Source organism: Candidatus Poriferisodalis sp. (genome assembly GCF_965237655.1).
Classification (GTDB): Bacteria; Actinomycetota; Acidimicrobiia; order Acidimicrobiales; family Poriferisodalaceae; genus Poriferisodalis.
This window is the reverse complement of record NZ_CBDEGB010000002.1, coordinates 1,595,305-1,619,462: the sequence shown is the minus strand read 5'-3', so window position 1 is coordinate 1,619,462 and position 24,158 is coordinate 1,595,305. Positions and strand designations below refer to the sequence as shown.

Here is a 24,158-nt window from a genome sequence, read left to right as displayed (position 1 = left end):
AATTGAATAGCTATTTAATGGATAACCGATTAGTCTTTTGTGCATGGAGTACTTGCGACGGCATGCGGATGCACGGTTGGCACGTCTGCTGTCCATCCATCCAGCTTGTGTGATCGAGGGCATCAGAGGCGTCGGAAAGACCAGCACGGGCGCGCGTCTCGCCGCTTCGACGCTGCGGTTGGACCATCCGCCAACGGCAGCGCTAACAGCAAACGATCCGGAGGCGGCGTTGGCGGGGCTGCCGAATCCGATTCTGATCGATGAATGGCAGCGCGTCCCGACCGTCTGGGATGCCGTCCGTCGCATGATCGACGACGATCGCACACCTGGCCGCTTCATCCTGAGCGGTTCATCGAGGGGAGCGGTCACCGCCGACATCCATGCCGGCGCCGGTCGCATCATGCCGTTGCGGCTCCGGCCGATGACGCTGTGCGAGCGGCGCGGAGTGCCGCCAGTGATCCCCTTGGCCGACATCGCCAACGGCGGGATCGACGCCGCGCGAGGGGCACAATCGCCAGTCTCTACCGCCGAACAGGTCTCTTCGACGACCGATTCAGGTCTGCCCGGATATCTGGGCCTGCCTACTGAAGACCAGCAAGATGCCGTACGTTCGTACCTGGACCTGGCCGTCTCTCGTGACCTTGCCGAGATTGCGCCCGGCGCACGCCATACGCGAAAGCTGCGCCGGTATGTCCAGGCGTACGGGGCCGTGATCGGCACCGGTGCCGAGCATGCGTCCATCCATCGTGCTGCCGACATCGCGAAGGCGACGGCTGAGACGTATCACGATCTGCTTGACCGGATGGGCCTCATCGAGGAGCTGCGTGGCTGGTCGCACAACCGGCTCAAGCGCCTGACCAAGCGGCCAAAACGGCACTTCGTCGATGCCGCATTCGCAGCCGCCGATCACTTCGAGACTGCTGCGGTGCTCGCGGGCGACCGCCGTCGGCTGGGCGAGTTGTTCGAGAGCGCTGCGGTCGGACAGATACGTGCCACTGCTGAGGCCGAGAGATTGGGCTGGCGGTTCGGCCACTTGCGTTCGGCCGGCGGCGACCATGAGGTCGACCTGATTGCCGACCTGCCCGAAGGCGGATTCATCGCTTTCGAGATGAAGCTGTCAGGGGCGGTACAACCTGCTGACGCGAAGCAACTCGTGTCGCTGCGCGAACGAGCGGGCGATGCCTTCCACGCCGGTCTCGTCGTTCATCCAGGGACGACGGCGTACCAGCTCTCGGACCGGATTGCCGCAGTGCCGCTGGGCGTACTAGTGTGAGGGGACGACCGCAGACGTCCTGCTCGCCCTCTGGTGCTGAGGCTGCGAACCGCGGACGCGACGAGTCCAGAACTCGGCGGCGACGGGCTACTCGCTGGCCTCCGCGGCGAGAAAACGGAACGCCGAGTATTTCGGCTGATCGATCGCGACCTGATGGGCCACTGAGGTCCGCAGGTACTCGGCGAGCCCGTCCGTGTCGAGCGCCATGGTTCCGTCCCGCAGCCGATGCACGAGCCGCCAGCGCAGTTCGATGACCTGCTCGGCAACCTCGGCGTCAGCCACAGCCATAGGCACGCCGGTACCTCTCTCTGCGGGGGAGCCCACCAGCGAGGTCAGCCGAGCCAGTTCGTAGCGATGCAGCTGCGGGCCAATCAGCCGCTCACGCAGCGCAATGTCGATGGAGTTGCCCGCCACGAGCGCCAAGAAGCTCGTTCGGCCCTCGGTGGCCTGCCGTACCTCCCCGTGCAGGAAGTCCCGAACACTCTCGAGGATTTCGTCGACACGGGGCATGTCCCCGGCCGCAGCGTTCGCCTCCGCGCTCGTCATACTGCCCCCGAGTGCTGACACCTCCCCAGTCCGACGGCCGAAATCGGACCGAAGCAGCCCCAGCGAATGCACCGCAGGCAAGAACTCGACCGGTCCCGGAATGATGAGATGCGCACAGTCCAGCTGGCACTCGGAACTGCGACGGCCGATGGCCGGGCGCTCGACGGTGGCGTCGGAACCCTGGCGGTACCGATCGGCCATCCCCAGGCACCCCACGGCCCACCAGAACGACCCGAACACCTCCCAGTACTGCACCCGTTCGGGGTCGACCGGCACCCCGGCCACATCCTCGTAACCCGCAAACAGGTCCTCGTAGCGCCCGAAGCCGCCAACCGGCAGATGCCGCTGCCCGAACCGCCACGAATTGGTGCACATCCAGCCAAGATCTCGCATCGGATCGCCGATGTGGGCCGTTTCCCAGTCCAGCACCGCGACAAGCCCAGCTTCTGGGTCCACCATCACATTGCCATTGCGGAAATCGTTGTGCACCAGCGTTAGCTCGACCGGATCCTGTCCCTCAAGCTGGGTGGCCAGCCAGCGGGCGGCGTAGTCGATCATCGGCTGTGGCGTCGGCAGCTCCCTGTAGCGATCCCAGGTCTCGGTGAGATACTCGCTGGGCTGGGCGCGCCGCAGCACATCGCCCAGGCCGGTCGCGCCCACATCGATCCCATGAATGCGCGCCATTTCCTGCCCGCAGCGAAATGCCAGCTGCGACCGCACCCCTTCAAGCTCGGCAGCCCGAGCGATGCGAGCACCGAGCGTGACCCCGTCCAGCCATTCCATGATGAAGCCCGCACCGACGCCGTCCCCCGGGGCCAGTACGTAGAGCACCTCGGGCTCTGGCACGCCCGCCAGACGAGCCGTGCTCATGCAGAGGGCCTCGGCTTCGACGCCGGTGACGTTGTCGCCCTCGCGGTCCATGCCGTCAGGCCCCCGCCGCAGGCAGATGTCGAACACGCCGTCGGGGTCCGACGCTCGCAAGCACCGAAGCCGATACGTCTCCATGCTCGCCCCGCCGCTGAGCCGCTCGGCGTCGATCAGCCCGTCGCAGTCGTCGATCTCGCGCCGCACGACAGCGTCGAGCGCTTCGACGAACTCGGGCAGCACGTGCTGGCGGTCATCGCTCATGTCTGGGCGAACCTCTCGGCGGCGGCGTATCCGGCGCTGCAGCGACTCAGTCGTCCTTCTGCTGGGAGCCGAAGATGGTGGGCGGACCCTTGCGTGACCAGTCGGGCGCGACATGCATCGCCCGTCCCTCGATCGTGAGCTCCTGGGTGGCCTCCCCACCGCAGATCCGCCCGCCGTTGCGACCGGTGACACCGTTCACACCGCAATTCGCAATCGGATATGACTCCAGCGCCGAGTACGTCTGCAGCAGCAGCGGCCGGGGCCGTGGCGAGTTGTTCGGCATCGAGCCATGCACCATGCAGCAGTTGTGAACCGTGACCGAACCCGCCGGACCACCCAGATACTCCATGGCGTCGAGGTCGAGCCCGGCAGCGTCGTCGTCGCTCATCGCCCCGGCCCAGCTTCCGTCGGACCCATACAGGTCATACAGCGACCCCAGATGGCTGCCCGGAAGCACACCCATCGGCGACATCTCCGGATCGACGTCTGAGAGATACACCCCGATCGTCAGCGGCGTGAAGTCGGTGTGCGGCCAGAACTGGATGTCCTGGTGCCACTTCACCTCCTCGCCGCCGTCGGACCATTTGAAGTTGAGTTTGGAGTGGTGGTAGCGCACCGGGCCGCCGAGCAGCGCAGCAGCCAGTTGCGCCGGCGGCCCTTCGAACGTGAACCGGGCGTACGTCGGGTGCTGGTCTACCGGCGAGATCAGGCGCCGCAGCCTCGGTGCGTCAGCCGTGTGCGTGGGTTCGAGGTCGAAGACCTTGCCAGGCGTGGTCTCCGCCCGGCTGGCCTCGATGAACTCCGTCGTGACGGCCCGAAGCTCATCGAGCCAATCGGCGCCGACAAAATCAGGCAAACACAGGTAGCCGTTCGCCTCGTAGTCGGCGCGCTGGGCGTCCGAGATGAGTTCGCTTGCTGTCGGGCGTGCGTCTGCGAGCGTCATGACCGAAACCGTACCGGGTGAGGCTGTCTCGATTCTGTGTGCAATTTTGCCGCCACAGACGGCATTTTTGCGCACAGACTGCCGGACACTTCGCCGCTCACGCTGTGACCGTTCCGCTCAGGCTTAGGGTGAGGCGGTGGCAGCCGATCTGGTGATCTCGGGCGGGTGCCTGGTCGACCCCGAGCGTGTGACCCAGCCAGTCGATGTCGTCGTCGAGGACGGGCGCATATCGACAATCGTGCCGGCCGGGGAAGGACCACCTGCCCGGCGGACGCTGGATGCCTCGGCTGCGTTGGTGATGTCCGGCTTCGTCGACATCCAGGTGCACTTCCGCACTCCTGGCGGGACCGACAGCGAGGACATCGCCTCGGGAGCTGCCGGAGCTGCCATGGGAGGCGTGACCGCGTGCGTGATGATGCCGAACACCACCCCTGCGATCGACACGCCCGACATGGTCCGAGAAGTACTGGCGCTGGCAACCGGAGCGCCATGCGATGTCCGAACCTCGGCAGCCATCACGGTCGGTCGCGCGGGGGAGCGGCTCACTGATTTCGCGGCGCTGTACGACGCCGGCGTGAGAGTCTTCACCGACGACGGTGACTGCGTGGCCGACGATGCTCTCATGGAAGCAGCGCTCGCCGCCACCGTCGGCCTGCCCGGCTCGGTTGTCAGCCAGCACGCCGAAGACCCGCAGATGGTTGCCGGGGGAGTCATCAACGAGGGTCTCGTGGCGCGGCGGCTCGGCGTCCGGGGCCGTCCGGCAGCTGCGGAGGTGTCGGTGGTGCGGCGTGACATCGAACTGGCCAGGCGCACCAGCGGCCGTTACCACGTCCTGCACCTCTCCACCGCTGACGCCATGGAGCTGGTCGCACAGGCCAAGCGCGACAACGTCGCCGTCTCCGCCGAAGTGACGCCACAGCATCTGGTGCTCACCGAGGACGATGTCGAGCGCCTCGGTACGACCGGCAAGATGAATCCTCCGCTGCGCCTGCGCAGCGATGTCGAGGCGCTGCGCCGCGCCATCGTCGACGGCACTCTCGACGCGGTTGCCACCGATCACGCGCCGCATCACGCCTCGCTCAAGGACACATCGCTGCGCGATGCCGCCCCGGGCATGACCGGTGTCGAGACGATGGCGTCGGTGATCTGGTCAGAGCTGGTGGCGACGGGGGCAATGTCGCCCGCCCGATTTATTGAGGTGGTCTCGATGGCTCCGGCACGCATCGCCGGCATCGCCGAGCACGGTCATCTCGTCGAAGCCGGGATGCCCGCCAACCTCGCTGTGTTCGATCCGACCCAGCGCTGGACGATCCACGCCGACGGGCTTCAGTCACGCAGTCGCAACACGCCATGGGCGGGTCGCGAACTCACCGGCAAGGTGCGTCACACTGTGCTGGCTGGCCGCCCCGTGGTATCCGGCGGTGAGCTCTGCGGTTAAGCGGAGGGCCCGTCCTCGACGACGCGGCCGCGGCTCAGCTGTGCCTCACACCGCTACCAAGCACCTGCCTCACACCGCTACCAGGCACCCGCCTCACGCCACTGCTCGAGTTCCTCCCACTCAGCGCCGGCCTCGAGCAGCACCTCCTCGGTGTGCTGTCCGAGCTCGGCCACCTGGTTGCTGAACCGCGTGGGCGTGTCGCTCATGGTGATGGGGCAGCCCACCCAGGTCTGCTCGCCCCACTCGTCATGGTCGGCCTTGCCCAGGTAGCCGTTGGCATACGGCTGGTCACTGGCCACCACTTCGGAGTGCGAGCGGACCGGGCAGAACCTCTGCTCCTCGGCTTCGAGCCGCTTCGACCATTCCTCGGTGGTGCGTGTCTCGAACACCTCGATGAAGAACGCCCGCATCTCGGCGGCCACTTCCCGGCTCACGAAATAGGCGTTGAACGTCGGATGGTCCACCATGTCGAGACGCTCGATGGCCCTGCACATGCCTGGCCACAGGTGCTCTGGGCAGCCCGCCATGGCGATGTAGCCGTCGGCAGTGGGGAAGATGCCGTACAGCGCATGGACCAGGGGATGCCCGCCGTTCGAGCGCCCTGCCTCGTTGCCAGTGAGCAGCAGATGGGTGTACTCGACCGCTTGCAGCCAGATCTGCCCGCCCAGCAGGCTGACGTCGACTCGCTGGCCCAGGCCGGTGCGCTCCCGGGCGTACAGCGCGGCAATAACCCCGGTCTGGAGGTTCTGCGAGCCGCAATGGTCGGCCACGAGCGAGCCATAGGTCGACAGCGGCCCGCCGTCATACCCGCTGGAGGCAATCACGCCGCCTGAGGCCTGTCCTGCAATGTCGGCACCCTCGCGCTGGGCGTCAGGCCCGACGGGGCCCAAGAAGCTGCCTGCCGCCCAGATGATCCTGGGGTTCACTTCGGCCAGTTCGTCGTAGCTCAGGCCCCACTCGTCAAGCGTGCCCGGCTTGAAGTTCGACAGGACCACGTCGGAGGTCTCCACCAGGCGCAGGAATGCCTCCCGCCCCGCCTCGACGCGCAGATCGAGCGTCACCGATCGCTTGCCCCGGTTGCAGGCAATGAACACTGACGTGTGGCCGAAATCCTCGAGCATGTCCACGTGGCGGCCCACGTCGCCGATGCCCGGCAGCTCGATCTTGATCACCTCGGCGCCGAGGTCGTGCAGCATCTCGGCGGCTTGGGGACCCTGCACCAGCGTGGACAGGTCCAGAACGCGAATTCCGTCAAGTGCACCGGCCATGCTTCCCCCTGAGTCCGTGGATTGCCGATGATGGTAGTGGCGCTTCGCCAACCGGCTGCCAGCGTCCCGGCGGCACCCCGGCAGCCTGTGGCTGCTGCAACCTGGGTGGTGACGGGGGGACGGGCTGCGAGAATGGGCCACCGTGACCGGAACCGCTGCAACCGCAGCTTCAGAGCTCGATGAGGCCAGCGCCCGATCGCTGCGGTTCTCGATTCTGATCTCCGCGATCCGCTGCACGCTCGCCTACGTGATCCTCCCGTTCGTCGCACCGTTTATCGGGCTGGCGCCGGGCGTCGGACCTGCCGTGGGCATTCCCATCTCGCTGGTCGCACTGTGGGCGAACGTCGCCAGCATCAGGCGGCAGTGGAACTCCGATCACCGTTGGAAATGGCCCGTGAGCGTGCTCAACGCCGGGATCATCGTGCTGCTGGTGATCCTGCTTGTCTTGGACGTGGGACAACTGTTGTAGAGGCCGAGCGGCCCGTGAGCACAGCGGGCAAGAGGAGGAAACACAGGTGTCACCGCGCAGGGCCGCGCGTTTGGCACACTGGCTAGACATGCGGGTACATGTCCCGGCCGCTGCGGCGGCGCTATGACCGCGAACCCTGTCCCAGCGGTGACGCCGATGCACATTCTCTTTGCCGACAATATCGATACCGGCCGTCTCGGCCGGCTCGAGGCTTCGGGCCACCACTGCATCGTTAAGCCCGAGCTGACCGCCGAGGAACTTGCCGAGCACATCGAGGGCGTCGAAGTCCTGGTCGTGCGCAGCACCGAGGTGAAGCGGAAGGTGTTCAAGGCTGCCGATCGGCTCGCCATGGTGCTGCGCGCCGGCGCCGGAACCGACACGGTCGACTGCGACGGGGCCAGCAAGTTCGGCGTGTACGTCTGCAATGTGCCAGGGCGCAACGCCGTGGCGGTTGCCGAGCTGACGATGGGCTTGCTGCTGGCCATCGACCGCCAGATCCCCGACGCCACCTCGGACCTGCACGAGGGCCGCTGGAACAAGGCCCAGTACATGGGCGCCTCTGGCCTGAAGGGTCGGCGAATGGCCGTCGTGGGCATGGGCGACATCGGCATCGAGGTAGCCCGCCGTGCCGTCGCGTTCGGCATCGAGGTGTCGGCGCTGTATCGCTCGGATCGCTCGAACGCTTTGCTCGCCGAGATGAAGCGGCACGAGATTGAGGTCGTTCCCGACTGGGACAGCCTGCTGGCCGGAGCCGACATCGTCTCGCTGCACCTGCCTGCCAACCCCGAGACGTGCGGCCTCGTGGATGCAGAGTTTCTGGCGAAGATGCCCGACGGTGCGATCCTGCTCAACACATCCCGCGGCGAGATCGTCGACGAGGGGGCGTTGCTGCGGGCACTCGATGAGCGGGGCATGCGGGCAGGGCTCGACGTCTTCCAGGGGGAGCCCTCTGGAGCCGAGCCGAACTGGCGCTCGCCGCTGGCGTCGCACCCAAGTGTGACCGGCACGCATCACATCGGGGCCTCCACTATGCAAGCCTCAGAGGACATTGCCGACGGTGTCGTGGAAGTCCTCGAGGCGTTCTCGACCGGCGAAGTGCTGAACTGCGTGAATCGTGCGGAGCGGCCCCTAGGTCGCAGCACCATCGTGGTTCGACATCGTGATCAGGTCGGTGTGCTCGCAGGCATTCTGATGGCGTTGAGGGCGAGCGGGATCAACGTCTTGCAAATGCGCAACGAGATCTTGGCCGGGCCGAAGCACCATGCAGCCGTTGCCACCATCCGCGTGTCGCGCCAGCCGCCACGCAAAGTGCTCGACGAGCTGCGCGAAATGGAAGCCATCTACGGGCTACGCCTCATCAAATCCTGCTGAGTGTCTCTGTATTTGGTTCTTGGTATCTGATCAGATACCATTATGGAGGTGAATGCGGCCCAAGTGATCCGTTCCGCCCGATCTCGAGCCGGTCTCACTCTGCGAGAGCTGGCTGCCCGCGCCGGAACCTCACACTCGGCGATCGCCGCTTACGAGTCGAGCGCCAAGTCACCGTCGGCCTCCACTGTCGATCGCATCGTCGAAGCCGCCGGGTTCGCCCTCGACCGGGAGCTCAACCCTCGGATGCGGGGCGACGGCCGGCTGGGCAGGGGTACCGAGTTGGCTGCTGTCCTGGAGCTGGCCGCCGAGTTCCCATCTCGCCACTCCTCGAAGCTCAAGTTCCCTGTGTTCGGACGATGAATCTGGTCGAGCGTGTCGTCGCTCTCCATCGTGCCTTGGACGAGGCCGACATACCCCACGCGTTCGGTGGCGCGCTGGCCCTCGCTTGGTGCACCCAGCAGGCCCGGGGGACCATCGACATAGACGTGAATCTCTTCATCAGCATCGACCACATCGAATGGGCGCTGACGGCTCTCCCCGCAGGTGTGGCGGTGACTGACGACAACCGGCGTGAACTGAGCGCCGACGGTCAGAGCCGGCTGTGGTGGGACACGACACCCCTGGACATCTTCTTCAACACCACATCGTTCCACGAGGCCGCCGCAGGCCGAGCCCGAATTGAGCAATTCGGCGGCGCCGACATCCCCTTCCTTGCCTGCCGGGACCTGGCCGTGTTCAAGGCTTTCTTCGACCGGACCAGAGACTGGGCCGATCTCGAGGACATGAATTCGGCCGGCACGCTCGACCACGAGGCCGTGCTCGGCGTGCTCGTCCGTTACCTCGGCGGTGACGACCATCGGGTCGCGCGTCTGCGAGCCCTCGCCGTCTAGCCCTGATTTTTCATGAGTCTGGTGGGCTTGGGTGTGTGAGTCCGCGGAAAAGCCCCTCTGATCTGCGACGATGCGTGTTGTCGAGGCACGCGGTCGGCAGTTCAGGGGGGCATCTCCGAGGTGAAACTTAGCAGTGTGACAAACGCGCGTCTGGCAGGCGGCGGGGATCGGGTGGTGTGGGGTGCGGGGCTGTTCGCTTTGGGCGGTTTCGCGGACCGGGTCGGGCTGACCGAGGCGCTGTCGGCGGCGGTGCCGCGCCGCGGCGAGCGCGCCCCGGTCCATGACCGGGGCCGGCTGTTGACGCATTTGCTGTTGGTGCTCGCCGGCGGCGGTGAGGCGTGCACAGATATCGAGCATCTGCGGTCTCAGCGGGAGCTGTTCGGGGCGGTGGGGTCGGACTCGACGCTGTATCGGGCGCTGCGGGGCATCGACGCCTCGGCGCTGGGCGGGCTGTGGGCAGCCGCGGCCGAGGCGCGTGAGCGAGTGTGGTCCCAGCGCCGCGGTTCGGGTCCGTTGGTGGTCGACATCGACTCGACGCTGGTGGAGGTCCACTCGCCCAACAAGGCGGGTGCGGCGCCGCATTTCAAGGGCGGGTACGGGTTCCACCCGATGATCTGCTCGACCGCGGACGGGGAGCCGTTGTGGGCGAAGCTGCGCCCGGGCAACGCGGCCGCGAACAGCATCGCCGATCACGTCGAGGTGCTCGACGCTGCGATATCGGTGCTGCCCGACGCTGACGCGGCAGGCCATCGGGCAGGCGACGATCTGGCGCTCGCAGGACGCGAGATGGTGCTGCGCTTGGACTCAGGAGGCTGTTCGGCGCGTATCGCCGCGGCGTGCAGGGACCGCAACGTGACGTTTTTCATGTCCGCCCGGGCCACAGCAGGCATCGACGCCGCGATCGCTGCGGCCCGCTGCGACCCAGGGCGGTGGACGCCGGGGGTGCCGAACCCCAAACAGCGGCATCCCAAAGCGCACGTCGCCGAGCTCACCGACCTGGTGGACCTGTCGGGCTGGCCAGCGCGGACACGGCTGATCATCCGACGCGAGCCCTTGCATCCGGGCGCGCAGCGCAGCCTGTTCGCGTCCGAGAACTTCCGCTACTGGGGATTCCTCACCGACGCTGCGGGCAGCCCCGCCCGGCTCGACCGTCTCATGCGCAAGCACGCCGACGTCGAGGACGCCATAGCCCGCCTCAAAGACAGCGGACTGGCCCGCATGCCCTTCACAGCCTGGGACGCCAACTGTGCATGGGCAGCGCTGTGCATGATCAGCGCCGCGCTCGTGCACTGGTTCCAGACACAGCGCCTTGCCGGACCGCTCAAACGCGCGGCACCCAAACGGCTCCGCTGGCAGCTGTGGCACCTGCCCGCGCTCGTATGCGAAACCGGCCGACGCACCTGGCTGCGGCTCCCCACCGCACACCCCGGCACCCGAAGCCTGCTCGCCGCCCAGCACCCCAACTGAGCACCCCGCACCCCCAGCCGCCAACAGCGCCGCTCACGCGGCGGCCGACCCGTCGCGCCCACACACCCATGTCAGGGTCCAACACCGGCCCTGCGACCACCCCAGCGGCACCAAACAACACCCACCGGGTCCCGTCAAGCCGACAAACCCGCCCGACACACCAAAACACAACCCATAAACCCTGAACAGGCATTCTCGTGAATAATCAGGGCTAGCTGATCGGCCGCCCAAGACGCTCATCCAGTAGGCCGAAGTCGCACACGTCCATTGCCAGAACGGCATGATTCTGACAGGGGTCCCTGATTTGGATCCGGCTGGACCAAACTAGCGGGGCCCCGTCATGAGCCTTATGCGCTAAATTCAGATATTCATGATCATGTGTCACACAGTGTGAACGCCTCGGCCCAGATTGCGCGGGCGTCCCCCCCCGACTTATGGAAGATGTCGGCAGGCCGGGTGTAAGTCGTGACCGGCTCGCGGCGCCTGGCGCCGCTCTCCATGCTGCTCATCGGGACGGCGGTCCTCGTCGCCCTGATCGGCCCGGGAGCAACGGCCCAGGCCCAGGCCCAGGACGAGCGCACGCCACCCTCCAACCTTTTGGCCCGCTTGGTGCAAGGCGGGGTGGAGCTCACGTGGGACCGGCCCACCGAGAATGACGAATCCGTGGACGGCTACGAGATCCTGCGCCGCCGGCCCAACCGGGGCGAACAGACGCTCACGACGCTGGTGTCCGACACCGGCACGACCGATACCACGTACTTCGACGCCACGGCCACGGAGCCCGGAGTGCGCTACAACTACCAGGTACAGGCGATCAGGGATGGGGTGACGAGTCGCTCGTCCAACGCCGCCACGGTGCTGGTGCTGCTGTCCGTACCAACCACGCGGCTGGTCAGCAACGTTGGCCAGTCGTCGGCGTTCGAGTCGGATATCACCCAGCAGTACGCCATGGGGTTCAGGCTGGGCAGTCACGGCCAGGGCTACGAAATCTCCAGCGTCTCGATCGACTTGGCCGCCGCGCCGTCTGATCTGACCGTCTCGCTGTGGATCGGCGGCCCTTCTGGGACGATCGTTCAAGGCGCTTCGAGTGTGCAACGCGAGCTGTTCGAGTTCGACAGCCCGGCCTCCTTCGGGGCCGGCCTGAACAAGTTCACGGCTCCTGAAGGGGCGTTCGCGTACCCGAATGTCAACTACTTCATCGTGCTGTCGGGTTTTGGCTCCTCGCTGTCGATCATGGAGACGGCATCGGACGGTGAGGATCCGGGCGGCGAGCCGGAGGCCGTCCTCTTCAACAATGCGATGGTGCGAGCGCTGGGTTCGACCGGACGCTGGGATGGTCCCGCGACGCGCGGCGGCGCGCTGCGCCTGGCCCTCGAGGGCTCGAGGCGGGACCGCGGCGTCCTGGCTGCGAACTTCACGGGATTCACGGGTGACCAAGAAATAATCTCGGCAGGCGACGACTGCTGCTTCGAGATGACTGTCGGATCAGCGGACCGCTACCTCATCCGCGGTGTTTCTGTGACGGCGGACGATGCAGCAGCTACGGGCGGCTTCTTTGGCATCCCGTTCGACCTGCAAAACAGCTCGGGCGACACGCTGTTCAGCCTGCCCTATGCATCTGCCCAAGGAGACCTGGTGGATGCCCCGCTGAGCCTGGCTTCCCCGGCTGGCATGTCTGAATGGGCGGCTCTCCAAGGCGCAACCGTGGCCGGTAGCAGTTCATACGTCTTCGACATGACCGTCCAGAGCATTGTTGGTGACACCCCGGCTCATACACGGGGAGGCGTCACCCTGTCCCGCATAGTTTGCTCCGAAGTAGCCAACTACACGGACACTCCGTCGGCGCCAGGCGTGACCCTCTCAGCTCATGGGGATGTCGCATGCCCCACGCCGGTGATGGCCGTCGACGGGGAGCCGCTCGACGCGATGGTGTCGAACCTGAGGCAGGCAGACGACAGCTACGCCACCGTCGACTCCACCAATGACGTGGTGTCGCAGGGCTTCACGACCGGACCCAGCACGTACGGGTACCGGTTGCAGGGCATCGGCGTCAACGTCGAAGGCTCCGACGACTCGAACAGCAACGCGCAGATACCCGACGGATCGTCGTCGGTGTCGGTGGCCGTGCACGCCGATTCGAACGGGAAGCCGGGCGACAAGCTGTTCGACCTTGTCAGCCCCGACGGATACGCGGCAGGGGAGCTCAGCTTCTTCGAGGCGCCGACGGGAACGAGGCTGGCCCCCGGCACCTCCTACGTGATGGTCTGGACCCACCGCAGCGGCGAGGGGCACAGGCTGCAGCGGACCTCGAGCGACGACGAGGATCATCCCGAGACGCTCAACGGCTTCGGCCCGGCGGAAGCGTTCTATAGCGGCGCCGACCTGAACAGCGTGTCCGTGTCCACAGATAGCCACGCGCTGGAGATCGCCGTATACGGCGAGGCGGTTGAGGGCAGCTTCGTGGGCAGCGTCAGCTTCGTGAGCGGCGGATACCAAGTGACCCCAGACTGGCTCCACACACCGCACGACGCCCGTGTCGGGGACCAGTTCAGGGTGGTCTTCGTCACACACCACGCAACGGGCGCCATGTCCGGGGACATAGAGGAATACAACGAACTTGTCCAGTTCGAAGCCTCTGGCCGGAGTAAACGGGATGAAACACGGGGGCCATTCACCGATCGGGTGATGCGGAGCGTCGCTCCGGAGTTCAAGGCGGTGGTCTGCACCGCTGCGATCGACGCGCGGACGAACACCGGGAACACCGCCTACTTCTACCCGAGCCACTTCTGGAGCGTTGACAGGAGCCACACGATCTGGACCGGGTGCGACGCCCAAGGCGCCTCGCATCCGGAACTCCCGATGGGCACGAACTCGCCCATGGAGATGGTCGCCGTCGGCACGCCGAACGATCCCAACGACAACTACGCCCCTATCGGTGCCGTCGACGTGAGTTCCGGGTACGTGGCGCGCCCTCGGGAGACGCTGCTGTCGCTCTACGCGATCTCGCCCGTCTTCACGATCGTCCCCAAGAGGTGACCTGGGTCGTCGGCATTACCGCGCAACCGACCTTACGAAGCCCTTGAGAAACCCTTCCCCCAAGGACGATTTGATGACATCAAAGATACGTATCAATCGGATCGGCTCGGCCTCCAGGGTTGCGCCTCTCCTTGAACCGTCGACCGGGGCCCTGAGCACTCACAGGGGCATCGTGGTGGCCTTGCTGGCGATGGTGCTGGCGGGGGCGCATGGCCGTCTGGGCGACGCCGGCGTCGGCGGACGCGGAGGAGCCTGCAGAGCCGGTCTGGTCGGCCGACATGGCGGTGGTGGAGTACACCAACGTCTCCATCGGGGCAGCTAGCGCCGACCTCTTCTCCAATGTCGGCGGAAGCGGGAACCTGCAGATCAAGTCGCTCTGGTCCCACACACCGGACCGCGATCTGCGCCTGGCATTCCAGGAGGGCGTTCCCAACGCTGCGGACTACACCCTGCAGGTCGGCGACCTCTCCCTGGAGTTTCCCGCGGGGAGCTCCGGCGCCAGCAGCTTCAAATGGCACGGCGTGGACGTCGACTGGGAAGACGGGCAACTCATTCGCGTACGCATCGTGCTGAGGTCCGAAATCGACGCTCCACAAGTCGACACCCCGGCCACGGGCGTCCCCACCATCAGCGGTACGGCCCAGGTGGGCGAGACGCTGGCGGCGGACACCTCGGGCATCGCTGACGAGGACGGGCTGGACAGTGTTTCCTACCACTACCAGTGGATACGCAACGATGCCAGCATCGCGGATGCAACCGATTCCACCTACACGCTCACCGACGACGACCAGGGCAAGACCATCAAGTTGAAGGTGTCATTCATCGACGACAACGGGAACAGCGAGACGCTGACCAGCGCCGCGAGGGAGGAGGTAAGCAAGAGGCCGCAGTTCCTGGTCAGCAACCTGGGCGTGGGGACCGAAGGCGCCGGCGGGATTCAGCGCACCCTTAATGCGGCTCGATCAGGGTTTGCCCAGGCATTCGCGACAGGCTCGAAGACCAACGGGTACGCACTCGGCGCCGTCGACATCGGGGTGTCGCACTTCTACGATGCGTCGAACGCGGCGGACCAGCTTCGGGTGACGATCAACGGGGTCGCGAGCGAAGGCGAGCCAGGCGACGCGCACTGCACCCTGACCAATCCGTCGAGCTTCTCGACACCGGGGGTGATCGCCTTCGAGGCGCCGACGGGTGAAGGCTCCTGACAGCAGCTGGCGACGGAGACAACCTACTTCGTCGTCATCGAGTAGCTCGAGCCGAGCGGCACAGACTCATTTGCAGTCATTCCGCAGACCTATCCCACCGAGAAGTCAGCTGCCACTGAAGAGGACCCGGGCGGTGCGGAGGGCTGGTCGATCACCGACAAGTCCTACTACCTCTCCGTCAGCTCCGACGCTCGGACCTGGACTGAATACGATGAGACGGCCAGCTTCAAGATCAAGGTGAACGAAGGCGCGGCCACGGAGGCAGTAGCGGCCAAGTCCAACACCGCGCCCACCGGCCTGCCCACCATCAGCGGGACGCCCCAGGTGGAACAGACCCTCACGGCGGACACGTCGTCGATCGACGACGCCGACGGGCTGACCAACGTCTCATATGAGTACCAGTGGACGGCCGGCGGCACCGACATCGCGGGAGCCACCGGTTCCACCTACGAGCTCACCTCCAGCGAGCAGGGCAAGACCATCCAGGTACAGGTGAGCTTCACCGACGACGCCGACAACACCGAGACCCTCACCAGCGAGGCCACGCAGGCAGTGACAGCGGCACCGGTTCCGTTCACCGTCAGGGTGACGTCCGCTGCCCCGACGACCCACAACGGCTCGACGGAGTTCACCTTTGACCTCGACTTCAGCGAAAATCTCCGCCTGAGCTACAGAACCCTCAAATTCCACGCCTTCAACGTGACAGGCGGATCGGTCAAGAGAGCGCAAAGGACCGACAAGTCCAGCAACATCTCCTGGCGCATCACGATCAAACCCGACTCCACCGACGACGTCACCGTCGAACTCCCGCCAACCACCGACTGCAACGCAAGGGGATTACATCGGATAGTGCCAAAGCGGGGCGCTAGCTCTCATCGGGCCATGTGGCATCAGCGGGCGGTGTGAATCCGAGGATGCGTTCAGCGACCTGTTCGGGGGTGTAGTCGTGAGCGCCTTCGAGCTGGACCGGTTCCTCTAGCTCGGCGTGTGTCGGCTCGTAGGAGCTGTCCCAGATATGCGGATGCGGTTCTCTCACGACGGTTCCTCCGTGAACTTGGTGCTGAGCCAGTCGTACGCAGCTCGCTGATCGTGTTCTGACGCTCGCCGTAACTGCGCCAACAGCCACAGCCATGTGGGCGGCTCTTGAGTGATGTTCTTAGCACCTTGATTGCAGCGGCTGCACAGCGCCCGCAGGTTCTCGCGTGTGTCCTTGCCACCTTGGCTCTTGGCCATGATGTGGCCAAGGTGTAGACGGGCCTTGCGGCCGTTGTCGTCGAGTTCGCCGGCAGCAATGCCGCACATCTGGCAGGTGTGACCGTTGCGCTCAAGCACTTCGGCCCGGAGGCGTGCCGAGATGCCGCGGGCGAACTGAGGCGGCGGCGGCGCGGGAGGTGGCCCAGCAAGCCGGTACTCGCCGGGCTTGAGGTCCGCAGCATCATTGTGCGACTCGATCGGCCAGCCTTCCTCGTCGCGCAACTCGCGGAGCCGCCGCCCGTATTGCACCTGGTTGCCGCTTGCTTCGCGAATAGCCTCCGTGTCCACGATCACGCCGACGCGCTCCAGCAGGAACGCTCGGATACCGGCTTTGCCGGTCAGCCGTTCAGGCACTGGGCGACTGCGGTCGCGACCGCAGCGGCAAGGCTGGGCGGCAAAGCGTTGCCGATCTGCCGGTAGCGCTGTGTCTTACCGCCCACGAACCGCCATCCGTCATCGAAGCTCTGTAAACGTGCGGCCATCTCGACCGTGAGTCTGGGTATTCCGCAGAAATCTGGACCGGGTGCGTGATCGGCCATGCCGCGTCCGTCTACGCCGAGCTTCGCCCACGTCTCACGGGCGCGCGTGGGGCCGAGGTCGGGACCGCCGTGGCGACGCGAGCCACCCACGATGGTCGGTGCCGGTTCCTGCGCTCCTGCTGCCCACGCATCAACACCATGCCAGCCTCGGGCACCCATGAGGTCTTTGATCGCCCCGGCAACCGTGCCGCCGCCGGCTGCATCAGGTGTCGGCCACTCGAATACAGCACCGACCGGCACAGCGACCAAAAACGAGCGAGTGCGGTGCTGCGGTGTCCCGTAGTCGTGAGCATCAAGCACCCCCCAATGCACTACGAAGCCCGCTGCTTCAAGACGCGCCTGCACCATCTGACGGTAGGTATCGAAACGGCGCGACATCAGCCCGCGCACGTTCTCGACGACTACAGCCCGCGGTGCGGTCTCGGAGACGATGCGCAGCAGCACTGGGAATAGGTCGCGGTCGTCGCCCGCTCCATCCTGATTGCCTGCGACGCTGAACGGTGGGCACGGCAACCCTGCTGCGACGACATCGACGCCATGCCAGTACCTCACCTCGAAGCGAGACAGATCGGCCTCGATCACATTCCAGTGCGGTCGGTTAGTGCGCAGCGTCACGCAGGCATGACCGTCGTTGTCGATCAGCGCCTCATGCTCGAAACCCGCCCGCTCGAAGCCCAATGCCTGCCCGCCAGCGCCAGCACAGAGTTCTAGCGCTGTCAGGGTCATGCGGCGATCAGGTCGTCGTAGCGGAGACGCTTGCCCACCATGTCCACCACGACGGTCCCCATCTGACGTTCGGTGCCCATCTCGCGGACATTGTGGCGACCGGTGAACTCGTTCACATAGCGGCCCAGATGAACCTCAGACATGCGGTGATACGTCCCGACGTAGCCCCGTTTGAACATCGACCACAGCGACTCGATGCCGTTCGTGTGGACCGGGCCGCGCACGAACTCGCGTGCTGAGTGAGCAACCGCAGCATGGGCATATCCCAGTGATGCGAGCGGCTTGTAGGACCGGTGCCCGTCGGTGAACACATCGGCACCGTCAGCGGTCACGCTGTCCACGATCCCCGTCAGGGTGCGGGCCGTGGTGTCGGCCACCGGACCGGCGACCACTGTGTTCGTCGCGCGATCCAACACACCGACGACAATAGCCTTGTCCGCTCCGCCCCTGCCGGTAATGCGCCGCTCACGGTCCCGCTGGTGCATGTTCTTGGCTTTGCCGCCGACGTAGGTCTCATCGGCTTCGACGGGTCCGGCGAACGGTTCCCCAGCGGTATGCGCCCATGCTTCGCGGATGCGATGCAGCATGAACCACGCCGTCGGCTGAGTCACCCCCAGGTCACGGTGCAGCTTCATGCTGCTGATCCCCTTGAGGTTCGTGAGCACCAGATAGACGGCGACAGCCCACAGGCGACAGCCGATATTGGAGGCTTCCATGACGGTGCCGACCTTGACGCTGAACCGCTTGCGGCACCCGTTGCGGCGGCACCGGTACGGCATCGTCTTGTGCGCACAGCCCGTCTGCACATCATCGTGACCGCAGTGCGGGCACGACGGGCCGTCCGGCCAGCGCTGAGCGGCGAACCACGCCTCAGCAGCGCGGTCGTCGGGGAACATGTCGAACAGCGCGGCGAGGGTGAGTCCCTGCCGGTAGTGCTTGCCAGGTGCGTTCTTTGCCATGTGCCCATAGTGGCAGGGGGGTGTTACACCAAAACCGGTGCTGACCAGCAGCTTGGCACTACCCCGTATAACCCCCCAACGCAACAGGCGCCATCTGCACCGACGACGACAGGAAACTGTCCAACCGTCTGGAGTTCACGGTCAGCGGCCTAGACCTGTCGGCCACACTCGGATCTCGGTACAGCCTCATCCCAAGTGGCCGTTAAGCGGGCGTCGCTGACCTGCATTTTCTGGTGTTGCTCGTGTTCGCAGGAACTGGACTGGCCGATGACAGGGGTCTCTGACTTGGGTCCCGGTGGACCAACTAACGGGTGCCCATTACCCCCTCAAGGCGGCGTCGCGCCAGGCGACGGTGTCGGCGATCGCGTTGAACGTGAAGACATGGAGGCCGGCTACGTCGAGCCGCTCTGCGTGCGGAGCGATCTGGTCGACCAGCCCGCCCGGGTCGTAGCCGCCGGGGCGCAACAGGCGTGCAATCGCACCAGTGTTCTTGCGCAGGTAACGCAGTGACGCGCCGACCCCCAAGCGTGTGCCGATTCGCAGAAGTCGTGCCGCTTCGACGGCCCCGGGTATGCCCAAGTGCACGGGCAGCGAGAATCCGCTGTCCCGCTCGGCGGCCAGCCATTCCACGATGGCCTTCGGGTGAAAGCACATCTGGGTGGATGCATGGCCCTCGATGCCCGCCTCGGCCAGCAGCACCTGTTTGACATGCAGCGCTTCATGCAGCACGGCGTCAGTGATGAGCGCATGCCCCTCGGGGTAGGACGTGACGCCGATGTGGATGAGCGAATGGGTGACCTCGCGCAGCGCTTCCAGCAGCCCGACTGCGCTGTCGAATGGGCCGGCGGGGGAGGTGACATCGCCGCCGACCAGGAAGATCTCGCTGAGGCCCATCGATTCGATCCGGCCCAGCAGCTCTTCGAGGTGATCACGACTGGCGACCATGCGAGCAGCAATGTGGGGCACCGGGCGATGGCCCAGCGAACACAGCTCCGCGGTCAGGTCCAGCGTGTCTTCGAGCGTCTTCGAGGCCGAAGCGGTCACCGACACCGGCGACTGGGGCGGAAGATGCGGCAGCTGTTCGGCGAGGTTCCGCAGCGGGATGAGCTCCCACTGGGCTTCAGCCAGCAGCCTACGGCGTGCCTCCATTCAGCTCAGGCCGACGATCTCACCGTCGGCATCGAGGTCGATGTGACGGGCGGCCGGGTCACGGCCGAGGCCGGGCATGGTGCGCATGTCGCCGCAGATTGGGTACACGAAGCCGGCGCCCACCGATGCACGCACCTCGCGCACCGGCAGTGTCCAGCCCGTCGGCGCACCCTTCAGCGACGCATCCGACGAGATCGACAGGTGGGTCTTCGCTATGCACACGGGCAAGTTGCCGAAGCCGTTTCGCTCGTAGCTGTCGAGTTCACGGTTCGCCCGGGCGGTGTAGCTCACGTCGTCGGCGCCGTACACGTTGGTCGCCACGGCCTTGATCTTGTCCCGCAGCGAAATGTCGTCGGGATAGAGCACGGCGAAGTTCGTCGGCTCCTCTGCGGCTTCGGCCACTGCGGTGGCGAGCTCGGCTGCGCCTGCTCCGCCATTCGCAAAGTGGGTGCACCGGGCCGAGCGGGCACCGTATTCGGAAGCGATCTCCGCGATGGCGTCCAGATCCACCCCGTGATCACCGGGGAACTCGTTGATGGCCACCACCGGTGACACCCCGTGCATCCGCACGTTCTCGAGCTGCTTGCGCAGGTTGTCGCCGCCGGCGTGGACTTCGTCGGGGTTGGCTTCGAGCAGGGCCGGGGGCAGGGGCCGCCCCGCGACGATGCGGTGGTTGCCCGAGTGAGCCTTGAGGCCCCGCACGGTTGCGACGATGACGGCCGCGTCGGGGGAGACGCCCGAATAGCGGCACTTGATGTTGAAGAAGCGCTCGCCGCCCATGTCGGCGCCGAATCCGGCTTCGGTCAGCAGGAATTCGGACGTGTGGATGCCGATGCGGTCGGCCACGATCGAGGAATTGCCGGTGGCGATGTTGCCGAAGGGCCCCGTGTGCACGAGCGCGGGGGAACCCTCCAAGGTCTGCATCAGGTTCGGCTTGATGGCCTCGCGCAGCAGCACCGCCATCGAGCCGGCTGCGCCGATGTCCTCTGCGGTCACCGGTTCGCCCGAGCCGGTGTAACCCAGCACGATGCGGCCGAGCCGCGCCCGCAAGTCCTCCATCGAGGTGCACAGCGCCAGGGTCGCCATCACTTCGGACGCAGCGGTTATGTCGAAACCGGATTCGCGCGGGATGCCGTCGAGGCGCCCGCCGAGCCCGATCGTGATGTTGCGCAACGCCCGGTCGTTGACGTCGAGCACCCGGCGCCAGGTGATGTTGTGGATGTCGAACCCGGCTTCGTTGCCGTGGTAGAGGTGCGCGTCCAGCATGGCGGCGCAGAGATTGTGAGCGGCGGTTACGGCGTGCATGTCGCCGGTGAGGTGCAGGTTGAACAGGTCCATCGGGACCACCTGGCTGTAGCCGCCGCCGGCGGCACCTCCCTTGATGCCGAAGGTGGGCCCCATCGACGGCTGTCGGATGGCAATCGTGGCGGTGCGGCCGATGTGGGCGAAGGCCTGCCCGAGACCCACGGTCGTCGTTGTCTTGCCCTCGCCAAGAGGCGTCGGCGTGATGGCAGTGACCACCACATAGCGCCCTCGAGGCCGGTCGGCCATTGCTTGCGCTGCCTCCAGCTTGATCTTGGCGACGCCCGTGCCGTACAGCTCGAGGTACTCCGACGGAATGCCCGCCTCGTCTGCAATTTCGGTGAGCGGTCGGATTGTCGCCGCTGAGGCGATCTCCAGGTCGCTCGGAAATTCACTGGCTGCTGTCATGGCGCGCGCCCCTTGTGCCGTGCTGACGGATGCGGCCCCTCAGCCGCTTCACGTTCCCTCAGTGTCGCTCATCAGCGCGTTCCTGAGTTACCCTTCCGCGCTAGTCTGTTCCACTGAGCGGAACTGTTCCATCATACAGAACAGCAGTGGCCGGATCGGTCACTCTCGCATGTCGTACTCTGGCGGCGCCCAGGGCCGAATATCGGTTGCATGCTTGTCTGTTGGAGGGGGTTGGGATGAGCGAGTTTCCCGAGAGGGCCGACTGTGTCGTCATCGGCGCAGGAATCGTCGGCAACTGCCTAGTCGGCCATCTCAGCGACCTCGGCTGGACCGACATCGTGCTGCTCGACAAGGGTCCCCTGCCCAATCCTGGGGGCTCGACGGGGCATGCATCGAACTTCATCTTCCCCGTCGACCACTCGAAAGAAATCGTCGACCTCACGATCGAGAGCCAGCGGCAATACGAGGCCCTCGGATTGCAGAACACCTGCGGAGGGCTCGAGGTGGCCCGCTCGCCGGAACGCCTCGAAGAATTCCGCCGACGCATGACCTCTGCCAAGTGCTGGGGGATCGAGTCCAAGCTGCTCACCGTCGACGAGGTCGTCGAGCTGGTGCCCTTCATCGATCCGAGCGTCATTCTGGGCGGCTTCTATACGCCCAGCGTGTCCGCGGTGGATTCCCTGGAGACGGGCACGCAGATGCGCAAGCGTGCCCAGGATGCCGGGCACCTGTCGGTGCATGCGAACACCGAGGTGCTCGACATCGAGACCGCCCCGGGTCCCAACGGTCCTCGGATAGCGGCCGTCGTGACCGACAAGGGACGCATCGAATGCTCCACGGTTGCGATCGCCTGCGGCGTGTGGAGCCCGAAGCTCGCAGAGATGGCGGGGGCGACGATTCCATTGACGCCTGCCGTTCACCAGATGGTCGACGTCGGCCCCTTCGATGTCTTGGTGGAAACCAATCAAGAGTTGGCCTACCCGATCGTCCGTGACATGGACACGTTCTGCTACGAGCGGCAGTCCGCTGGCTCGATGGAGGTGGGCAGCTACGCCCATCGACCGATCCTGCATCGCGTCGAGGACATCCCCTCGAACGAGGAAGCGGCCCTCAGCCCCACGGAGCTGCCATTCACACCTGACGATTTTGACGAGCAGCTCGAAGAGGCCATCGAGCTGATGGAGTTCCTGGGCGACGGCGAGATCAAGTACGCCATCAACGGCCTGCTGTCACTCACACCCGACGCAGGCCCACTGCTCGGACCCACCGTCGAAGTAGAGAATTTGTGGTCGGTGGCCGCAGTCTGGGTCAAGGAAGGCCCCGGCGTCGGCCGTCTGGTTGCTGAATGGATGACCTACGGCTACCCGCGGCTGACCGACCCGCACAGCTCGGACGTGACGAGGTTCTACAACCCGGATCGCAACGTCCACCACATCGAAGCCCGCGCCGACGAGCACTTCAACAAGACCTACGGAATCGTGCACCCACGAGAGCAGTGGGCAACTCGACGCAACGTGACGTGCGGCCCTGCGAAGGCCCGCACCGATGAGCTGGGCGCCTTCTACTTCGAGGCCGGCGGCTGGGAGCGACCGCATTGGTACTCCTCGAACGCCGACCTCGTCGAGCACTACGGCATCGGAGGCCGCACTCACGAGTGGGACGCCCGCTGGTGGAGCCCCATCACCGATGCCGAGCATCTGCACCTGCGCGAACACTGCGGTCTGGTGGACATCTCGCCCTTCCAAGTATTCGAGGTGTCGGGTCCCGATGTCGTGCCCTACATCGAGAGGATGGTCGTCAACAAGTGCGACCTGCCCGTCGGGCGGTCGATCTATACCCCTGTGCTCACACCAGACGGCGGCTTCCGTTCGGACCTCACCATCGTGCGCCTCGCGCAGGACCGGTTCCGCATCGCCACCGGTGCGTTCGACGGCGGCCGCGACGAGTACTGGTTCCGGCACAACCTGCCCACCAGCGGCGTGGCCTTCGAGAATCGCACCGAGGCCCTCGCCACCTATGGCGTGTGGGGTCCCAACGCTGTCGCGCTGCTGGCGACCCTGACCGAGACGGACCTGTCCCAGGAGGCGTTCGGTTACGGGCAGGTGCGCAACGCGCTGCTGGCCGGGATCCCGGCGCAGATGTTCCGTATCTCCTATGTCGGTGATGCCGGCTTCGAGATCTACTGCGCCACCAGCGCCGGTCTCGCTTTGTGGGATGCCATTGCCGAGGCCGGGCAAGACTTCAACCTGCGACCGGTCGGAGCGGGTGTCTACGGCACCACCGGGCGACTCGAGAAGGGTTACCGGCTCATGGGCGCTGAGCTCGAGAACGAGTACAACCCGGTGGAGGCGGGCCTGGCACGGCCCCGCGTGAAGGCCACAGACTTCATCGGCAAAGAGGCTTACCTTGCAGCCCGCGAGGCACCGCCCGTCGCCCAGCTGGCAATGCTGCGCTTCGAGAACCTGCGCTGCGCCGAGGGCTACGACCGCTTCCCGATGGGAGCCGGCAACGAGCCGGTCCTGACGCCGGCGGGCGAGCGGATCACCGACTCGCACGGCAGGGTGAGCCGCGTGACGACCGCTGGCAACGCGCCGTCGCTCGGCGCTTATCTGGCGATGGCATACCTGCCAAGCGAGCTGGCGACGGCGGGCACCGATCTCTCGGTGATGTACCAGAACGAGCTGTATCCGGTGACGGTGGCGGCCACCGGATCGAACCTCGCACTGTTCGATCCCGATGACAGCCGCATGAAGGCCTGAAGGGCACGCCAGTGCGCATCCTGGTTTG

The 24,158-nt window shown here is 65.9% G+C and carries 20 protein-coding genes; 11 read left to right on the top strand and 9 right to left on the bottom strand.

Annotated features, from left to right (window positions below; genetic code table 11):
• Positions 1–43 precede the first annotated feature (43 nt).
• Positions 44–1,273, top strand: coding sequence for an ATP-binding protein (locus tag ACPXYO_RS15560; protein ID WP_423922403.1), 1,230 nt, complete (start codon positions 44–46; stop codon positions 1,271–1,273).
• An 87-nt stretch (positions 1,274–1,360) separates the two neighbouring features.
• Here the strand turns inward: ACPXYO_RS15560 and ACPXYO_RS15555 are convergent, their stop codons facing one another.
• Both ACPXYO_RS15555 and ACPXYO_RS15550 read right to left on the bottom strand, forming a co-directional pair.
• Complete coding sequence (locus ACPXYO_RS15555) at positions 1,361–2,947, bottom strand: phosphotransferase family protein (RefSeq protein WP_423922401.1); 1,587 nt, start codon at positions 2,945–2,947, stop codon at positions 1,361–1,363.
• A gap of 46 nt (positions 2,948–2,993) precedes the next feature.
• Positions 2,994–3,890, bottom strand: a complete 897-nt coding sequence (locus tag ACPXYO_RS15550; protein WP_423922398.1) for a phytanoyl-CoA dioxygenase family protein — start codon at positions 3,888–3,890, stop codon at positions 2,994–2,996.
• Between the two features lie 136 nt (positions 3,891–4,026).
• On the opposite strand from ACPXYO_RS15550, the gene ACPXYO_RS15545 reads away from it, so the two are divergent.
• Positions 4,027–5,328, top strand: coding sequence for a dihydroorotase (locus ACPXYO_RS15545; RefSeq protein ID WP_423922395.1), 1,302 nt, complete (start codon positions 4,027–4,029; stop codon positions 5,326–5,328).
• Between the two features lie 77 nt (positions 5,329–5,405).
• Here ACPXYO_RS15545 and ACPXYO_RS15540 read toward each other — a convergent pair whose 3' ends face one another.
• Positions 5,406–6,596, bottom strand: a complete 1,191-nt coding sequence (locus ACPXYO_RS15540) for a CaiB/BaiF CoA transferase family protein (protein ID WP_423922392.1) — start codon at positions 6,594–6,596, stop codon at positions 5,406–5,408.
• Positions 6,597–6,738: 142 nt separating this feature from the next.
• Between ACPXYO_RS15540 and ACPXYO_RS15535 the strand changes: the two genes are divergently transcribed.
• From ACPXYO_RS15535 to ACPXYO_RS15500, 8 genes are all read left to right on the top strand, one after another.
• Complete coding sequence (locus ACPXYO_RS15535; RefSeq protein ID WP_423922389.1) at positions 6,739–7,065, top strand: hypothetical protein; 327 nt, start codon at positions 6,739–6,741, stop codon at positions 7,063–7,065.
• A gap of 123 nt (positions 7,066–7,188) precedes the next feature.
• A complete protein-coding gene (locus ACPXYO_RS15530) occupies positions 7,189–8,436 on the top strand; it encodes an NAD(P)-dependent oxidoreductase (protein ID WP_423922387.1) in 1,248 nt (415 codons plus the stop codon).
• 48 nt (positions 8,437–8,484) lie between these two features.
• A complete protein-coding gene (locus tag ACPXYO_RS15525; protein ID WP_423922384.1) occupies positions 8,485–8,796 on the top strand; it encodes a helix-turn-helix domain-containing protein in 312 nt (103 codons plus the stop codon).
• Positions 8,793–9,326 carry a hypothetical protein gene (locus ACPXYO_RS15520; RefSeq protein WP_423922381.1) on the top strand — a complete coding sequence of 178 codons (534 nt, stop codon included), beginning with the start codon at positions 8,793–8,795 and terminating at the stop codon, positions 9,324–9,326. Before ACPXYO_RS15525 ends, ACPXYO_RS15520 begins: the two co-directional genes overlap by 4 nt.
• 135 nt (positions 9,327–9,461) lie before the next feature.
• Positions 9,462–10,793: an IS1380 family transposase gene (locus tag ACPXYO_RS15515; RefSeq protein WP_423915956.1), complete on the top strand. Its 1,332-nt coding sequence runs from the start codon at positions 9,462–9,464 to the stop codon at positions 10,791–10,793.
• Positions 10,794–11,258: 465 nt separating this feature from the next.
• The gene (locus ACPXYO_RS15510; RefSeq protein WP_423922378.1) at positions 11,259–13,829 is read left to right on the top strand and encodes a choice-of-anchor R domain-containing protein; all 2,571 of its coding nucleotides are present in this window, start codon (positions 11,259–11,261) and stop codon (positions 13,827–13,829) included.
• A gap of 209 nt (positions 13,830–14,038) precedes the next feature.
• The gene (locus tag ACPXYO_RS15505) at positions 14,039–15,034 is read left to right on the top strand and encodes a choice-of-anchor R domain-containing protein (protein WP_423922375.1); all 996 of its coding nucleotides are present in this window, start codon (positions 14,039–14,041) and stop codon (positions 15,032–15,034) included.
• Positions 15,035–15,271: 237 nt separating this feature from the next.
• Entirely contained in the window at positions 15,272–15,940 is a 669-nt protein-coding gene (locus ACPXYO_RS15500) for a hypothetical protein (RefSeq protein WP_423922372.1), read from the top strand.
• On the opposite strand, the gene ACPXYO_RS15495 is transcribed toward ACPXYO_RS15500, so the two are convergent.
• The 6 genes from ACPXYO_RS15495 to ACPXYO_RS15470 all read right to left on the bottom strand — a co-directional run bounded on the left by ACPXYO_RS15495 (position 15,900) and on the right by ACPXYO_RS15470 (position 21,371).
• Positions 15,900–16,070, bottom strand: a complete 171-nt coding sequence (locus ACPXYO_RS15495) for a hypothetical protein (protein ID WP_423922370.1) — start codon at positions 16,068–16,070, stop codon at positions 15,900–15,902. The two genes, ACPXYO_RS15500 and ACPXYO_RS15495, sit on opposite strands and share 41 nt — an antisense overlap.
• On the bottom strand, positions 16,067–16,642 hold the full coding sequence (locus ACPXYO_RS15490; protein WP_423922367.1) for an HNH endonuclease: 576 nt from the start codon (positions 16,640–16,642) through the stop codon (positions 16,067–16,069). Before ACPXYO_RS15490 ends, ACPXYO_RS15495 begins: the two co-directional genes overlap by 4 nt.
• On the bottom strand, positions 16,627–17,553 hold the full coding sequence (locus ACPXYO_RS15485) for a DNA cytosine methyltransferase (protein ID WP_423922365.1): 927 nt from the start codon (positions 17,551–17,553) through the stop codon (positions 16,627–16,629). Before ACPXYO_RS15485 ends, ACPXYO_RS15490 begins: the two co-directional genes overlap by 16 nt.
• Entirely contained in the window at positions 17,550–18,512 is a 963-nt protein-coding gene (locus ACPXYO_RS15480; protein ID WP_423922362.1) for an IS1595 family transposase, read from the bottom strand. The genes ACPXYO_RS15485 and ACPXYO_RS15480 overlap by 4 nt, the downstream gene beginning before the upstream one ends.
• Before the next feature lie 318 nt (positions 18,513–18,830).
• Positions 18,831–19,661, bottom strand: coding sequence for a methylenetetrahydrofolate reductase (locus ACPXYO_RS15475; protein ID WP_423922359.1), 831 nt, complete (start codon positions 19,659–19,661; stop codon positions 18,831–18,833).
• The gene (locus ACPXYO_RS15470) at positions 19,662–21,371 is read right to left on the bottom strand and encodes a formate--tetrahydrofolate ligase (protein ID WP_423922356.1); all 1,710 of its coding nucleotides are present in this window, start codon (positions 21,369–21,371) and stop codon (positions 19,662–19,664) included.
• Between the two features lie 236 nt (positions 21,372–21,607).
• Between ACPXYO_RS15470 and ACPXYO_RS15465 the strand changes: the two genes are divergently transcribed.
• Positions 21,608–24,130: an FAD-dependent oxidoreductase gene (locus ACPXYO_RS15465; RefSeq protein WP_423922353.1), complete on the top strand. Its 2,523-nt coding sequence runs from the start codon at positions 21,608–21,610 to the stop codon at positions 24,128–24,130.
• Positions 24,131–24,158: the final 28 nt, after the last annotated feature.

What these genes read in the sequence shown, in the direction of transcription:
- ACPXYO_RS15485 (WP_423922365.1), bottom strand. Translation starts at nt 17,553, where the DNA reads ATGACCCTGACAGCGCTAGAACTCTGTGCTGGCGCTGGCGGGCAGGCA.
- ACPXYO_RS15480 (WP_423922362.1), bottom strand. Translation starts at nt 18,512, where the DNA reads ATGGCAAAGAACGCACCTGGCAAGCACTACCGGCAGGGACTCACCCTC.
- ACPXYO_RS15470 (WP_423922356.1), bottom strand. Translation starts at nt 21,371, where the DNA reads ATGACAGCAGCCAGTGAATTTCCGAGCGACCTGGAGATCGCCTCAGCG.
- ACPXYO_RS15465 (WP_423922353.1), top strand. Translation starts at nt 21,608, where the DNA reads ATGAGCGAGTTTCCCGAGAGGGCCGACTGTGTCGTCATCGGCGCAGGA.
- ACPXYO_RS15475 (WP_423922359.1), bottom strand. Translation starts at nt 19,661, where the DNA reads ATGGAGGCACGCCGTAGGCTGCTGGCTGAAGCCCAGTGGGAGCTCATC.
- ACPXYO_RS15540 (WP_423922392.1), bottom strand. Translation starts at nt 6,596, where the DNA reads ATGGCCGGTGCACTTGACGGAATTCGCGTTCTGGACCTGTCCACGCTG.
- ACPXYO_RS15560 (WP_423922403.1), top strand. Translation starts at nt 44, where the DNA reads ATGGAGTACTTGCGACGGCATGCGGATGCACGGTTGGCACGTCTGCTG.
- ACPXYO_RS15520 (WP_423922381.1), top strand. Translation starts at nt 8,793, where the DNA reads ATGAATCTGGTCGAGCGTGTCGTCGCTCTCCATCGTGCCTTGGACGAG.
- ACPXYO_RS15505 (WP_423922375.1), top strand. Translation starts at nt 14,039, where the DNA reads ATGGCCGTCTGGGCGACGCCGGCGTCGGCGGACGCGGAGGAGCCTGCA.
- ACPXYO_RS15530 (WP_423922387.1), top strand. Translation starts at nt 7,189, where the DNA reads ATGACCGCGAACCCTGTCCCAGCGGTGACGCCGATGCACATTCTCTTT.
- ACPXYO_RS15555 (WP_423922401.1), bottom strand. Translation starts at nt 2,947, where the DNA reads ATGAGCGATGACCGCCAGCACGTGCTGCCCGAGTTCGTCGAAGCGCTC.
- ACPXYO_RS15550 (WP_423922398.1), bottom strand. Translation starts at nt 3,890, where the DNA reads ATGACGCTCGCAGACGCACGCCCGACAGCAAGCGAACTCATCTCGGAC.